This is a genomic window from Methylocella sp. CPCC 101449 (assembly GCF_031921685.1).
Taxonomy (GTDB): domain Bacteria; phylum Pseudomonadota; class Alphaproteobacteria; order Rhizobiales; family Beijerinckiaceae; genus Terripilifer.
In genome coordinates this window covers 343,205-356,039 of record NZ_JAPDHU010000004.1, presented here as the reverse complement: position 1 = coordinate 356,039, position 12,835 = coordinate 343,205, and the positions used below count along the sequence as shown (strand labels likewise).

15 protein-coding genes are annotated in these 12,835 nt (G+C 60.9%); 6 read left to right on the top strand and 9 right to left on the bottom strand.

Annotated elements, in window-relative coordinates:
* Nucleotides 1-5: 5 nt before the first annotated feature.
* A complete protein-coding gene (locus OIM99_RS26325; protein WP_311853497.1) occupies nucleotides 6-818 on the bottom strand; it encodes an isocitrate lyase/phosphoenolpyruvate mutase family protein in 813 nt (270 codons plus the stop codon).
* A 12-nt stretch (nucleotides 819-830) separates the two neighbouring features.
* Nucleotides 831-1,148 carry a GNAT family N-acetyltransferase gene (locus tag OIM99_RS26320; protein WP_311853496.1) on the bottom strand — a complete coding sequence of 106 codons (318 nt, stop codon included), beginning with the start codon at nucleotides 1,146-1,148 and terminating at the stop codon, nucleotides 831-833.
* A 160-nt stretch (nucleotides 1,149-1,308) separates the two neighbouring features.
* On the opposite strand from OIM99_RS26320, the gene OIM99_RS26315 reads away from it, so the two are divergent.
* On the top strand, nucleotides 1,309-2,106 hold the full coding sequence (locus tag OIM99_RS26315) for a YbaY family lipoprotein (protein ID WP_311853495.1): 798 nt from the start codon (nucleotides 1,309-1,311) through the stop codon (nucleotides 2,104-2,106).
* A gap of 66 nt (nucleotides 2,107-2,172) precedes the next feature.
* Here the strand turns inward: OIM99_RS26315 and OIM99_RS26310 are convergent, their stop codons facing one another.
* Both OIM99_RS26310 and OIM99_RS26305 read right to left on the bottom strand, forming a co-directional pair.
* Nucleotides 2,173-3,294 carry a DUF1963 domain-containing protein gene (locus tag OIM99_RS26310; protein ID WP_311853494.1) on the bottom strand — a complete coding sequence of 374 codons (1,122 nt, stop codon included), beginning with the start codon at nucleotides 3,292-3,294 and terminating at the stop codon, nucleotides 2,173-2,175.
* Between the two features lie 182 nt (nucleotides 3,295-3,476).
* Entirely contained in the window at nucleotides 3,477-3,974 is a 498-nt protein-coding gene (locus tag OIM99_RS26305) for a YcxB family protein (RefSeq protein ID WP_311853493.1), read from the bottom strand.
* A 159-nt stretch (nucleotides 3,975-4,133) separates the two neighbouring features.
* Here OIM99_RS26305 and OIM99_RS26300 point away from each other — a divergent pair, with 159 nt between their 5' ends.
* Complete coding sequence (locus OIM99_RS26300; RefSeq protein WP_311853492.1) at nucleotides 4,134-5,018, top strand: LysR substrate-binding domain-containing protein; 885 nt, start codon at nucleotides 4,134-4,136, stop codon at nucleotides 5,016-5,018.
* On the opposite strand, the gene OIM99_RS26295 is transcribed toward OIM99_RS26300, so the two are convergent.
* Together OIM99_RS26295 and OIM99_RS26290 are read right to left on the bottom strand one after the other, a co-directional pair.
* A complete protein-coding gene (locus OIM99_RS26295; protein ID WP_311853491.1) occupies nucleotides 5,015-6,001 on the bottom strand; it encodes a 2OG-Fe(II) oxygenase family protein in 987 nt (328 codons plus the stop codon). The two genes, OIM99_RS26300 and OIM99_RS26295, sit on opposite strands and share 4 nt — an antisense overlap.
* Before the next feature lie 56 nt (nucleotides 6,002-6,057).
* The gene (locus OIM99_RS26290; RefSeq protein ID WP_311853490.1) at nucleotides 6,058-6,570 is read right to left on the bottom strand and encodes a MarR family transcriptional regulator; all 513 of its coding nucleotides are present in this window, start codon (nucleotides 6,568-6,570) and stop codon (nucleotides 6,058-6,060) included.
* Between the two features lie 74 nt (nucleotides 6,571-6,644).
* Between OIM99_RS26290 and OIM99_RS26285 the strand changes: the two genes are divergently transcribed.
* Genes OIM99_RS26285 through OIM99_RS26275 form a run of 3 tightly spaced genes read left to right on the top strand, consistent with a single transcriptional unit; the run spans nucleotide 6,645 to nucleotide 9,197 of the window.
* Nucleotides 6,645-7,400 (top strand): glucose 1-dehydrogenase, encoded by a 756-nt coding sequence (locus OIM99_RS26285; protein ID WP_311853489.1) that lies wholly within the window; start codon nucleotides 6,645-6,647, stop codon nucleotides 7,398-7,400.
* A gap of 11 nt (nucleotides 7,401-7,411) precedes the next feature.
* Entirely contained in the window at nucleotides 7,412-8,170 is a 759-nt protein-coding gene (locus OIM99_RS26280; RefSeq protein ID WP_311853488.1) for a class II aldolase/adducin family protein, read from the top strand.
* 52 nt (nucleotides 8,171-8,222) lie between these two features.
* Complete coding sequence (locus OIM99_RS26275) at nucleotides 8,223-9,197, top strand: ABC transporter substrate-binding protein (RefSeq protein WP_311853487.1); 975 nt, start codon at nucleotides 8,223-8,225, stop codon at nucleotides 9,195-9,197.
* A gap of 74 nt (nucleotides 9,198-9,271) precedes the next feature.
* On the opposite strand, the gene OIM99_RS26270 is transcribed toward OIM99_RS26275, so the two are convergent.
* From OIM99_RS26270 to OIM99_RS26260, 3 genes are all read right to left on the bottom strand, one after another.
* Nucleotides 9,272-10,534, bottom strand: coding sequence for an MFS transporter (locus OIM99_RS26270; RefSeq protein ID WP_311853486.1), 1,263 nt, complete (start codon nucleotides 10,532-10,534; stop codon nucleotides 9,272-9,274).
* A 247-nt stretch (nucleotides 10,535-10,781) separates the two neighbouring features.
* Entirely contained in the window at nucleotides 10,782-11,426 is a 645-nt protein-coding gene (locus tag OIM99_RS26265; protein ID WP_311853485.1) for a uracil-DNA glycosylase family protein, read from the bottom strand.
* Between the two features lie 58 nt (nucleotides 11,427-11,484).
* Nucleotides 11,485-12,060, bottom strand: coding sequence for a SemiSWEET family transporter (locus OIM99_RS26260; RefSeq protein WP_311853484.1), 576 nt, complete (start codon nucleotides 12,058-12,060; stop codon nucleotides 11,485-11,487).
* A gap of 190 nt (nucleotides 12,061-12,250) precedes the next feature.
* On the opposite strand from OIM99_RS26260, the gene OIM99_RS26255 reads away from it, so the two are divergent.
* A complete protein-coding gene (locus OIM99_RS26255; protein ID WP_311853483.1) occupies nucleotides 12,251-12,793 on the top strand; it encodes a hypothetical protein in 543 nt (180 codons plus the stop codon).
* Nucleotides 12,794-12,835 lie beyond the last annotated feature (42 nt).

The following is a 12,835-nucleotide window of genomic DNA, read 5'->3' as shown; positions in this document are numbered from 1 at the left end:
CCCCATCACGATTTCGGCAGCAGCGCCGCGATTTCGCCGGCGGCGATGCCCTTGGCCGCCGAAGCGATATCGCCGGCTTTCAGCGCTTGCGCCGCATCGACGAGATCGGCCATCACCCGGCGATAAAGCGCGCCGCCGAGGCTGACGCGCTTGACACCGGCCTCTTCCAGCACGCTGAGCGGCACCGGGCCGCTGCGCGGGCCGACCACCACATTGACGGGCTTGGGCGCTACGGTACGCACGACCTTCTTGATCGCCTCGATATCCGGCAGGCCCGGCGCATAGAGCACGTCGGCGCCGCATTCGGCGAAGGCGACGAGACGACGGATGGTATCGTCGAGATCAGGGCGGCCTTGCAGAAAATTGTCGGTGCGCGCAGTGAGCACGATGCGGCCGCGCGCCGCCTGGACCGCGCCTTTGATGCGCGCCACCGCCGCATCGAAATCATGGATCGGCTTTTGCGGATCGGCGGTCGTGTCCTCGATGCCGAGCCCGGCGAGACCAGCATCGATCGCCGCACGCACGGTGAGCGCGCAATCCTCGGGCGACGGCCCGAAGCCGTCTTCGAGATCGCCATTGACCGGCAAATCGGTCAGCCGGGCCAACATCGTGGCATTGTCCAATGCCAATTCGCGGCTCACCGCATGAGCGCCATCGTTGCGCCCCATCGCAAAAGCGATGGCCAGTGACGTGGAGCCCAAAGCCTCGAAGCCCGCGCGTTTCAGCAGAACGGCCGACGTACCATCCCAGGCATTCGGCATGATGAACGTGCGCCCGTGCAGTGCCAGGAAGCGCTCGTAAGCTTGCGGCTGCGACATGAGTTTCCCCGCTTAAGGCTCTTCGCCGGGTTTGGTGGTGAACGCATCAGCCCATTCGGGATGTTTCGCATATTGCGCGCGCACATAGGGGCAGCGCGGAATGATTTTGAAACCCGATTGGCGTGCGTCGTTGATCATATAGTCCACGAGGGCACCCGCCGCGCCCGTGCCGCGCATCGCCGGCGGCGCACCGGTATGATTGGCGCTGATGATGCCAGGGCCTGGAACGGTAAAGGTAATTTCCGCTTCGGCATCGATGCCGGCGATGCGCGCGAAGTAGCGGCCATTGCCGGCATCCTGCATTTCCTTGTTAACGGTGATCGCACTCATGGATTCGTTCACCTCGATCTCTACGTTGGTTTCTCTGTGGTTTGATAACATGAAAGTCAGACCAATGGGATAAGACGATAGGGCTGGCTCCCGGAAAAACATCCCGCTACGATCGCGGCATCGGTGCCTTTCGGCGCCATCCGATGCAAGCGAGGTTGCGATGAACATTGCCAACGGACGGCGCGCGGCTGCGATTCTTGCTCTTCTTCTCGCCACCTTGACCCATGCCACGCTCGCGATCGCCAAACCGCGCACCTTGAGTGGCACCGTGACCTATCGCGAGCGCATGGCGCTGCCCCCGTCGGCCATCGTCGAAGTGCAATTGATCGATGTTTCGCTGGCCGACGCGCCAGCCCGGGTTTTGGCGCGCACGACGCTGTGGCCACGCCGGCAGGTGCCGCTGCGTTATCGGCTGCGTTATGACGATGCGCAGATCAGGCCCAATTTCAGCTACGCCCTGCAAGCGCGCATCACGCTCAATGGCCGGCTTCTGTTCATCAATACGACGCGCCATAGCCTGTCGGCGGAAGGGCTGGCCGGCGGACGGGGTGGCTTTGGCAATACCGACATTCTGGTCGAACGGGTCGGCGACGGGCCGCGCACGGATACGCCGGTCGCCCCCAGCCGGCCCGATGGGCGCTGGCTTGCCGAAGACATTGGCGGTGGCGGCGTGATCGATCGCCTGCAAACGGTGCTGGACATCGCGCCTGATGGCGCGGTGAGCGGCAGCGGCGGCTGCAACCGTATGGCTGGCCGCGCGACCATCAACGGCGAGCGGATCAACTTTGGTCGCGTTGCCAGCACCAAAATGGCCTGCGTGCCCGCGGCGATGAACCAGGAAGCCAAGTTCTTCGCGGCCCTCGCCGATGTCCGCGCCTGGCGCGTCGATCCGCAGCGCGGCAAGCTGATGCTGCTCGATGCGCAAGGCCGAGCGATCGTGACGCTGGCGAGCATGTGAGCGCGCCAAGCCTTGTTTTGGCGCGCTTTCTTCACGCGAACCAGCCTCCACTTCGCTCGAAAACGCTCACCCATCCTTCTGATAGATCAGCCGTGCTTGGCTGAAATCGCGCGCGCGCAAATGGCGGCGCCGGATCCAGACGTAATAAAGGCCGTTAAAATCGTTGATGTCGTTGTCATAGGCGCCGATCTGCAACAACATCACCCATTCCTGAGCGGCTTCTCCCAAGAGTTTGAAGATCTCGCGATATTTCAACGACGCGATGTTGATGCGGGCATCCTCGGCCGAAAGCGCGATCGTCATCTCGCGTCGGATGTTTTCAGGCCAGCCGCCCAAGCGATTGGAAGCATCGAGATGGGTCGGCTGGCCGTCGCTCCAGTTTTCGTGCGGATAAGGCCGGTTGAGATAGCTCGGTGTGATCGGCGCGGCGCGCTGATCGGGCAAAGTATAAGTGAAAATCGGTTTGAACTGCGCCGACGGCAGGCAATTGCGATAGGCTTCCACGCCGCCGAATAAAGGAAAACCAAGATCGGGCGAGACATGCCGCGTCAGATCGCCTTCCACATGAATCAATTGGAACAGACGATTGCCGTTCGTTTCTCGGCCTGTTTCCGGGTTGAAGACGAGATCGTAGAAAAGCAGAAAGTGACCCGTGCGCGGCATATCCGCATCGCATGGCCCAGCCGCGGCGCAAGCGGCCAAATCGATCTGCGCCATGAACGCTAAAGGCGCCACACGCTTGGCCAAATGTTCTTTCAGGGCGATCTGGCTCTTAAGGTCATCTTCCGCACTGTCGGCTAAATAGCCTCGCAAGGTTTCGACGACCGACAAGCCAAAAGCCGTGGGCTGGCGCTCCGGCCAGACAAAGTCGCGCGGCACATCGGGTGAACCACCGATCTTGCTGGCACCAAGCGCGATCGTCGTATCGTCGGCGGCCGTGGATTGCAGAGCGATGGCGGGTTTCGCCAATGGCAAAAGAATCTTCGCCTCCTCGGCGGAAACACCCGATGCGAGGAGTGAAGCCGACAATTCATCAAGCGTGCGATAAGGGCCCGGCCGAAAGCTGGCAGCGGTCTGGGCCAGGAGCTGACGCGGCAAGGCCGGGGCACAGAATGCCGACGCCCCCATCGCCTTCAGAACCTGCCGGCGCGGAAACCGCGCAAGATTATGACGCGTGAACCCCCTCATCGCGGAAGCGTCCATATTTTCCGAGAGATGATGCGATGATAGGCGGGTGCTTCACGCGGAGCAACAGCCTTGCACACGTATGCATCGTGTATTCGAATTTTCGCAAGAATGGGGCGATTCTTGCCTAAGAAACATCAATTAAGCCAATGCATCAGAGCCGACAGGTGCCCCAAAATGTAAGCTCACACATTATCACGCAGCTTCTGTCGCAACCCGTCCGGCATGTCGTCATCCGGCAAAACGTTGAACTGATTTTTGTCGAAGAAGATCATCCAATAGCCCGGCCGCTGCCAGACTTCGGTCAGCTGCGACCAGGGCACTTGGGCGCTGCCCAGATCGGACGTGAACGACAATGTCGTTGCGTCATAGGCGATCTCCGCGACCGGCTCTTTCATGCGCGAGAAGCGGCCCACCGTATTGGCGCTATGGGCGCGCCAGCCGGCGATCAGCAGCAGAGCAGGCAAGACGGCGGCCGCGCCCACGATGCCGGTGAGCCAATCGCGCTGCCCACTCCACAGCAACCCAATGAACAACACGGCCATGGCCCCGGCGGCGATCCACAAGCCCTTCTGCTCGGCGAAAAGCCGGCGGCGCACATAGGTTTTCACCGCGTCGCGCACTATCTCAGGTGTGTAGCGCGCGCGATAGGAAACAGATGAAATTTGAGAAGAATCCATCATTGCAGAGCATTTTAAGGTCGGCAATGACGGTTTGTCACGACAGCCCTATCACCACTTCGCTCGCTTGAAGCGATGGCTCCCGACGTTCCGCCAACCCGCGCATTGAACCTCTGACATTTAATGCCATAATTAAAGTGGCCTTATGAAATGGATGCATGAATGAAACGGGACGATCTCAGCGATCTCGCCCTCTTTGCCGCCGTTGCCGAGCATAGAAGCTTTACGCGCGCCGCCGCCCGCCTCGGCATGTCGCAATCGGCGCTGAGCCACGCCATGAAGGCCTTGGAAGAGCGGCTTGGCCTGCGGCTCCTAGCGCGCACAACCCGCAGTGTCGGCACGACCGAGGCCGGACAACGCCTGTTGCTGACCCTTCGGCCGGCCTTCGACGAGATCACTCAGGAATTGGCGGCGCTTGGCGAATTGCGCGACCGGCCGAGCGGCTTGATCCGCATTACCGCCGGCCGTCATGCGGCCACCACTTATCTTTGGCCGGCGCTGCGGCGCTTCCTGCCGAAACATCCTGACGTGCAAGTGGAGATTTCGGTCGATGCGGGGCTCACCGATATCGTCGCCGATCGTTTCGATGCCGGCATCCGGATCGGCGAGCAGATCGGAAAAGACATGATCGCCGCGCGCATCAGCCCGCCGCTGCGTTCCATCATCGTCGGCGCACCGGCCTACTTCAAGAAGCATGCCCCGCCGCGCCGGCCGCAGGATTTGGCCGAACACGATTGCCTCAACTATCGCTTCGCCACCTCGGGCAGTCTCTATGCCTGGGAATTCGAGAAGAGCGGACGACCAATGAAGGTGCGCGTCGAGGGTTCGCTGATTTTCAACGACGCCGAAATGATCATCGACGCCGCCCTCGATGGCCATGGCCTCGCCAATGTCTTCGAGGATCAGGTGAAGTCTCACCTTGCCGCAGGCCGCCTGCGGCAAGTGCTGGCGGAATGGTGCCCGCCCTATCCCGGCTACTATCTCTATTACCCCAGCCGCCGGCAGACGCCGGCGCTGAAGGCATTGATCGAAGCGATGCGGGTTTAGCGAGAAAGCCGCTGAGCCGTCGTCTGGGATATGCCGGTCTGCCCGGTCGTATAGGCCTGGGTCAACAGGCTGCGAATATAATCGCCAGCAATGACCGGATCATAGGCCGCCTGTGCGGTCTCGCAACTCGGCAAGGTCGCGATCGTGGCGCGCGGATTGGGATAGGCAAAGAAGGAAATCGACAAACGCGGGCGCGGGCTCAGATTGCGCACGCGGTGCAAGGTCGAGACATAGAGATTGTTGGTCCAGCGCGAAAGGAGATCGCCGACGTTGATCACGAAGGTGCCCGTCTTCGGCGGCACATCGATCCAATCGCCATCGGCATTCTGAGCCTGCAGACCACCGACATCGTCCTGCTGGAGGATGGTGAAGGTGCCGTAGTCGGTGTGTGGCGAGAAGCCCCACAGACGATCGGCGACGTCCGGATCAACCGCCGGATAATAATTGAACGAGTTGATACATCCGAGCCGGTCATGGAAATCTTCCAGATAAGTCTCCGGCAAGTCGACGCTTAGAGAAAAGGCCCGCGCCAACTGGCGCGCAAGCCTCACCTTATTGGCGATAGCCGTCTCGATCGCATCCTTGAAGCCGGGAAGGACAGTTTCCGGCAACCATTGCGAGCGGCCCGCGGGAGATGTTTCATCGATCAGCTCGCCAGGATAGAGCGCGCGCGACGAATAAAGCCGTTCCTTGCGATCGGCCTTCGCCAGCTTTTCCGCATCGGGATCGAGGCCGCCGGTCTGAATGAAGCCGAGGTTGGCATCGTTATGGCGCGCGAGAATCAATTCCTTTTGCGCGATCGGCAGGGCAAAAAATTGCCGCCCGAGACTCACAGTCGATTCCATTTCGGCAACCGAAATGCCGTGGCCGGTGATGTAGAAGAAGCCGATATCGATACAGGCACGACGAATCTGCCGCGCCGTCTCCTGTCGCTGCGACAAGGATCCGCCGGCCGTGAAGGGCGACAGATCAATGACCGGCACGGCCGATAAACTGCTTCTCGTTTCGCTTCCGCCTGCTTGACCCATCACACCCTCACTCATGATGATTTTCTGATCCGCCGGCCCTCGCCCGACCGCCGCGACTTGGCGCCCTCGACAGCCTCCGCTTCAAGATCGACCTCGGCCAAAGCGTGATTGACGCTTTTGAGCATCGCGACGAGGTCCGCCAGATCGACGTGGCGCAGGCGTGGCCAAACCGATTTGCGATAATCGACCCCTGCTTCCGTCAGCGCGTCGAGCGTTTCCTGTCCGCGCGGCGTCAGCACAAGATGCGGCGAGGCCTTGTGATCCTGATTGAGCACCAATTGCACCAGCCGATCGGCGACGAGTTCATCAGTGATGCGCTGCACGTTTTGGCGGGTGACGCCGAGACGGCGCGCGATCTGCGGCACGGACAGCAATTCCATGGATGCCGCCCGCAAGACCTGCCAGCGCGGCTGCGTCTGTCCGGCTCTGGCCGCCAGCACGGTGCCGTGACGGCGGAACGTGGCTGAAAGCGCATAAGCCTCAATGGCCAATTGATCGATGATTTCAATATCCGATTTCAGCATCATATTTTCATATTGACAATAAATTGTCTGTTTGTCAATCTATATTCACTGTTGAAGCGATGTGGGAGACGAGCGTGAGACTGCAAGGCAAAACGGCAATCGTGACGGGGGGCGGCCGCGGCATCGGCGCGGAATATTGCAAGGCGTTGGCCACGGTCGGCGCGGCGGTTCTCGTCGCCGATCTCGACATCGAGGGCGCGAAGCAGGTCGCCGCAGACATCGCCGAAGCCGGTGGCCGGGCCCATGCTTTCCGGCTCGACGTCTCCTCGCCGCAAGACACGCAGGCCATGGCCGAAGCCGCTCAAGAGCAGTTCGGCGGCATCGACATTCTCGTCAACAATGCCGCCATGTACGCCAATCTCACACGCAAGCGCTACGACGAGATCACGCCCGACGAGTTCGATCGCGTGATGGCCGTCAACGTCAAAGGTGTCTGGCTCTGCACCATGGCGGTCGTGCCCGCCATGACGCGGCGCGGCGGCGGCCATATCATCAACATCGGATCAGGCAGCGTTTTCGTCGGCGGCAATGGGCTCGTCCACTATGTCGCCTCGAAAATGGGCGTCATGGGCCTGAGCCGGGCCCTGGCGCGCGAACTCGGCCAACACAACATCTGCGTCAACACGCTGATCCCGGGCCTGACCGACAGCAGTTCGAACCGCGCCAATACGACGCCGGAATATCTCGAGAGCGAGGCCAAACAGCGTTCGATCCAGCGTGTGCAGACGCCGCACGACCTGATCGGCCCCCTGCTCTTCCTGGCTTCCGACGACAGCCATTTCGTCTCCGGCCAGAATCTCAACTGCGATGGCGGCCGTCTGTTCATCTGACAGGAGTCTTCATGGATCAGCCTTCCGACCGCATGCGCGAGCAGCTTGAGCAGCTCGCGCTCGCCTGCCGCATCCTGGAAATGGAGGGACACGGTGATCTGGCGCAGGGGCATCTGTCCCTGCGCGACGAGAGCGGTTCCTTCTTTTGGATGAAGCGCAACGATATCGGGCTCGGCGAAGTCATGGGTCCTGAGGATTTCGTCAGCCTCTCGTTTGAGGGGCAGAAGCTGTCGGGCAGCGGCCGCCCCCACTCCGAATGGCCCATCCATTCTGAAATCTTCAAGGCGCGCGACGATGTGCGCATTGTCGCCCATAGCCATCCGCAATTCGCCTGCCTGCTCACGGCAGCCGAGCCGATCTTCCATCCTTATACGATCGAAGCCGACAAGCTGACGCGCATCGGCTTCTTCAATGGCACATCCGCTTTGATCAACGACATCGAGGCGGGAGCCGAAGTGGCCAAAGCGCTTGGAGAAGCAGATTTTTTATTTCTCGCCAATCATGGTGTCGTTTTCTGCGGCGCCACCATCGCCGAAACCGTATGTCGCGGCATCTTTCTGGAACGGGCGGCGCGCGTCGAAGTGATGGCGGCCAATAGCAACCTGAAATGGCGCCGCTTCCCCGATGCGGACGAGCGGGCGCTTCGTCACCGGCAGATGATCAGCCCCGGTCATATCGATCAGACCTGGGCCTATTTCCAGCGCAAGCTCGCCGCTCTGCATACGGGACGCGATGGAGCGCCCAAGGCCGTTTTTGGCGAACGTATCTAAGCGACATCCTCATCGCGTTCAGTGTGCAAGTTCAGTATGAAGGAGAGTTGGCATGAAGGGTTTCCGCATCAGCCTGTTGATGGCCGCTCTGGCAATCGGCGCTTCATCCTCCAGCCAGGCGTTGGAGAAAATCAATTTCCTGCTGGCGGCGCCGGCCACCTTGCCGGCCTTCTCCCCTCTGATCATGGCGCAGGAAAACGGCTATTACAAAGACGCCGGCTATGATGTCGAATTCCATACTGCGCGTGGCGGCCTCGACATTGCCAAACAGGTGGGCGTCGGCAATGCCGAGTTCGGCCTGTCGCTGGGCGATGCGCCCATCGTCGTGCGCGGCAACGGCATCCCGATCAAGATCGTCGGTCTGCTCGGCGGCGGTGCTCTTGGCGTTCTGGTCGCCCGCAAGGATCGCGGCATCGCCAAGATCGAGGACCTGCGCGGCAAGAATATTTCGGTCATGTCTTTCCAGGAGGCAAATTTCTACGCCACCCTGGGCGCCCTCGCGCGACACGGGATCCGCCGGGACGACGCCAACATTCAAGCCGTGGGCCCGACCGGCGTGATCGGTCTCGTCATCGCCGGAGCGGTCGATGCCTGCATCTGCACGCCCGACTGGGAAGTGAGCGTGCAAGATGGCGTCGGTGAAACCCTCTCGATGCCGCTCAAGGATTATATCCCGACGACGGCCCAGGCGATCGTCGCCTCCGATACGATGATCGCCAAACGGCCCGAGATGGTGCGGGCGATCGTCCAGGCCACCTTGAAGGGCATGAAATTCGTCATGGACGATCCGCAGGCGGCGACGAAAATCTACATCCGCGCCGTGCCGACCTTTGAAGGCAAGGAAGATGTGGTTCTACGCATGTTCAAGAACTACATCGAACGCACCTACAAAGGTCAGAAGATTCTCGGCGAAACGGACCCTGACATTTTGGCGCAGATCCAGAAGCTCTATATGGATCTCGGCGTGATCGAAAAGCCGGCACCGGTCGAGAGTTTCTACACCAACGCTTTCGTCCAGCCGAAGTGAGGCCTTCTATCGGCTCTCGCTTGTTTTGCGCAGGGCGCTAGAGCAAATCACGTTTCGATAGAAACGTGATTTGCTTAGCTTCTCTTGTTTTGACGCGTCTTCATGGCGTTCGACGATTCCGCCGAACTGTGAAACGCTATAAGGATGAAGACCCCGAAGGCCACGATCAGCGCGCCCGTCCAATAGGGCGCGCCAGAGCCGAGATTGAGCGCCAGGGCCGCGGCGAGCAGCGGACCAAAAATGCGGGCGATGGCCTGCTGTCCCTGATAAGCGCCCTGGACGCGGCCCTGCATCTCGTCGGGCGCCGCATTGGCCACGATGCCGTTCATCGCCGGCATGAACAGGCCATCGCCGAGGGTGAAAACGACGATGGCTACAATCAGCAGCCAGACCGACGGCAGCCAAACGATGGCGCCGATGAGCAGGAAGCCCACGGCGTTGATCATCAACCCGGCACGCGCCAACCGATATTCACCGAAGCGCGGCAGCAAGCGGCGTGTCAGAACCCCTTGCGCCAGAATGTCCATGATGCCCACGACGAACAGCGTCATGCCGATGCCGAGCGAGCCGAAGCGCAGCACTTCGATCAATAGAACGGAGATATTGCTCTGCATCATCGTGGCCGCGAAATAAAACAGAAACGACGTCGCAAAGGCGATACGCAAGGTGGGATCGCTGAAGATGCCGGAAAACTGCGAGATGACATTGAGCTTGCGCCAGTGCAAATCTTTCGCGCGCCGTTCGACCGGCAAGGTCTCACCGAGCGCCAATTGCACCCAGACCATGTTGAGCAAAGACAGGACAGCGGCGGCAAACAACGGTGCAGTCGGCGAGATTTCGCCGAGAAGACCGCCGACCACCGGGCCGAACATGAACCCAACGCCGCCGGCAGCTCCCAGCAAACCATAAACGCGACCGCGCTCGGCGGGCGCCGACACATCGGCGACGCTGGCATAGATCGCACTCAGATTGCCGGCAGTCAGGCCATCAATGATGCGCCCGGCAAAGAGCACCCAGAGCGCGCCGCCGATGCCGAAAACAACATAGCCAATGGCCGAACCGAAAAGGGACAGCAACAGCACGGGCCTGCGGCCGTAGCGGTCGCTGAAAGCGCCCAGCAGCGGTGCCGCCAGAAAGGCGCAAGCGGCATAGACCGAAACAATCACGCCAACCGTGAGCGCGAGCTGAGATTCCGGCACATAGCTGCCGACCAGCAGCGGAACGACCGGATTGATGATGGTGAAACCGCTGACATTCAGAAAAACGGTCACCGCCAGAATGGCGGTACGGTCAGTCAGCAGGGTTGCTACAGGGGAGGTAAGGCCTTGACGATGCATAGACTGGTCTCTCGTAGTGGGTCCAGCCGATGCGGGGCAAAAGAACAAGCACCCAGCCGAACCTGCGCGCCGAAGCGCTTGGATCGCCGTGGTGCCTCTGGTCCCGCGAACGGGACCGGACAGTGCTTCCCTCACGGGAAGGGTCTGGACCTACCATACCAGACCTGCCTTTTTCGACGCGGCCAATATAAGGGTGCCGCGCCCATTGCGCTAGCCCATGTTTCGTACCGTCAGATGGACCGAACCTTCATGGCCCCACAAGCCGCGCCACCTCGTCGCGCAAACGCGGCAGAACATCCCGTTCGAACCAGAGATTTTTCTTCAGCCAGGCATTGTTGCGCCAAGAGGGATGCGGCAAGGCGATGACCTTCGGCGTAGCGGCGAAAGCCGTGCGCCAATCGCGCACGAGATCGGTCATGCCGCCGGAAGCGGGTACGGGCAGACCCAGGCGCTGGCGATGCCAAGCCTGCGCATAGATGCCGATGGCGAGAATGGTTTCGATCTGCGGCATGGCCTGCATCAGGTCTTCGTGCCAGTGGCGGGCGCATTCGCGGCGCGGCGGCAGATCGCCCTTCTTGGCATCGTGTCCGGGGAAACAAAAGCCCATCGGCACGATGGCGATGCGGGCCGTGTCGTAAAATGTTTCCTTATCGATCCCCATCCACTGCCGCAGGCGGTCGCCCGAGGGATCGGTGAACGGCATGCCGGAGGCATGGACGCGCACACCCGGCGCCTGCCCCGCGATCAGCAGACGGGCCGTCGATGACGCTCGCACAACCGGTCTTGGTTCATGCGGCAGCGGCGTCTTGTCGGGCGTATCGATGCAGATGCGACAGGCTTCGATATCATGAACCAAAGCAGCAAGCCTTTTCTCTCGGCCCCTGCGCGTCATCTCCCCCATCGCCTGCCCGCTCAAGATCGATCGTCCTCTTTCCGCGACAGATATCCGATCAGGCGTCGTCGTTGGGATCTATCCTGTCAGCGACGGCATTTTTGATCCGTTGCGGCAAGATCGTCATGATCAGAATGAAAGCGGAGAGTAACAGATTGAAGCCGTTGCTCACCATAAGCGGCCATGCATCTAGCAGCACGCCATAGGCGGTCCACAGGGCAAAGGCGAGAACCGTCAGGAAATAAGTCCCCGGCGAAATCCCTTCCGTATCCCGCGTCCGAATGATCCGCCAGGCCTGCGGCACGAAACTGGCCATGGAACAGAGCGCGGCCGAAGTTCCTAAAATGATCATGATCATCGCAGATTTCGAACGCCGCCTCCTTTGGAATGGTTCCAAGAGTTTAGCGAGATATTTCCGTTGGTTGCGACCAAGCGAAAAAATTCTGCCGCGAGTCATTTTGACGCAGGAACCTTGGGCGTTGGAGGCCGTTACTGGAGCGTCGAGTGGAATATGCGCGTCGAACTGAAGAAGCACCTTCAACTGCTCCCTTATCGGTTCTAGCACCTGGAAATACCCCCGTGGGAATTCATCTGAAAACCAAGCTTCCCCTATCGCGCCGCCCAACCGGGCCACGCTGGCGATAACGCTTCCGCTTTATCCAGACGGGAGCATGCCCCCGCCCTGCGACTCGCGGCTCATTGCCGTGAGCCTTCCATCGAAAACGATCTTTGGCGCGACTGAGCAAAGCTGACGCGTCAATCCGCATCGCCCGCACTTGAGGCCCCGGACTTGGGGCCGTGACCGTTCCATTGAGGAGAAATCCATGACCGTTGTCACACGGCTTTACGACGACTTCACGCACGCGCAGGAGGCCGTGGCCCTGCTGGAGCGCAGTGGCGTGCCAAGCGTCGATATGTCCCTGGTCGCCACTACGGCCGACAGATGGCGCGCCTATCACGATCAAGATGAGCGAAGCGATAGCCATCTCCTGGCCATCGGCACGATGGCGGCTGGCGAGAACCATGAAGTCGTGTCCGGCCTGCTCACCGAGCTGAGCATTGTCGCCGTTCCAGGCCTTGGCCCGGTGGTCGCGGGCGGCTGGCTGATGGCAGGCGGTGCAGCCGGCAGCATGATGGGCTCGCTCATGGAGAGCGGCGTCAGCGAAGCCGAAGCCCATGCCTATGCGGAAGCCGTGCGGCGCGGCGGCACTTTGCTGGCGGTGCGCACCCAAGTGGCGACGCACGACAAGATCGAGATTCTGCTCGATGCCATGACGGACCATTGGTCGGAACAAACCAATGCGCTCGGCGCCAATGTTTGGCCGAAAGCCGGACGCGCACGCCTTGTCGCGGCGGCCAGCCACTGATTGTGATCAGCCTCCGGTTTCGCCTTCTGCGGAACCGGAGTT

What these genes read in the sequence shown, in the direction of transcription:
- OIM99_RS26270 (WP_311853486.1), bottom strand. Translation starts at nt 10,534, where the DNA reads ATGCATCGTCAAGGCCTTACCTCCCCTGTAGCAACCCTGCTGACTGAC.
- OIM99_RS26255 (WP_311853483.1), top strand. Translation starts at nt 12,251, where the DNA reads ATGACCGTTGTCACACGGCTTTACGACGACTTCACGCACGCGCAGGAG.
- OIM99_RS26280 (WP_311853488.1), top strand. Translation starts at nt 7,412, where the DNA reads ATGGATCAGCCTTCCGACCGCATGCGCGAGCAGCTTGAGCAGCTCGCG.
- OIM99_RS26320 (WP_311853496.1), bottom strand. Translation starts at nt 1,148, where the DNA reads ATGAGTGCGATCACCGTTAACAAGGAAATGCAGGATGCCGGCAATGGC.
- OIM99_RS26325 (WP_311853497.1), bottom strand. Translation starts at nt 818, where the DNA reads ATGTCGCAGCCGCAAGCTTACGAGCGCTTCCTGGCACTGCACGGGCGC.
- OIM99_RS26275 (WP_311853487.1), top strand. Translation starts at nt 8,223, where the DNA reads ATGAAGGGTTTCCGCATCAGCCTGTTGATGGCCGCTCTGGCAATCGGC.
- OIM99_RS26315 (WP_311853495.1), top strand. Translation starts at nt 1,309, where the DNA reads ATGAACATTGCCAACGGACGGCGCGCGGCTGCGATTCTTGCTCTTCTT.
- OIM99_RS26300 (WP_311853492.1), top strand. Translation starts at nt 4,134, where the DNA reads ATGAAACGGGACGATCTCAGCGATCTCGCCCTCTTTGCCGCCGTTGCC.
- OIM99_RS26290 (WP_311853490.1), bottom strand. Translation starts at nt 6,570, where the DNA reads ATGCTGAAATCGGATATTGAAATCATCGATCAATTGGCCATTGAGGCT.
- OIM99_RS26310 (WP_311853494.1), bottom strand. Translation starts at nt 3,294, where the DNA reads ATGAGGGGGTTCACGCGTCATAATCTTGCGCGGTTTCCGCGCCGGCAG.
- OIM99_RS26305 (WP_311853493.1), bottom strand. Translation starts at nt 3,974, where the DNA reads ATGATGGATTCTTCTCAAATTTCATCTGTTTCCTATCGCGCGCGCTAC.
- OIM99_RS26265 (WP_311853485.1), bottom strand. Translation starts at nt 11,426, where the DNA reads ATGACGCGCAGGGGCCGAGAGAAAAGGCTTGCTGCTTTGGTTCATGAT.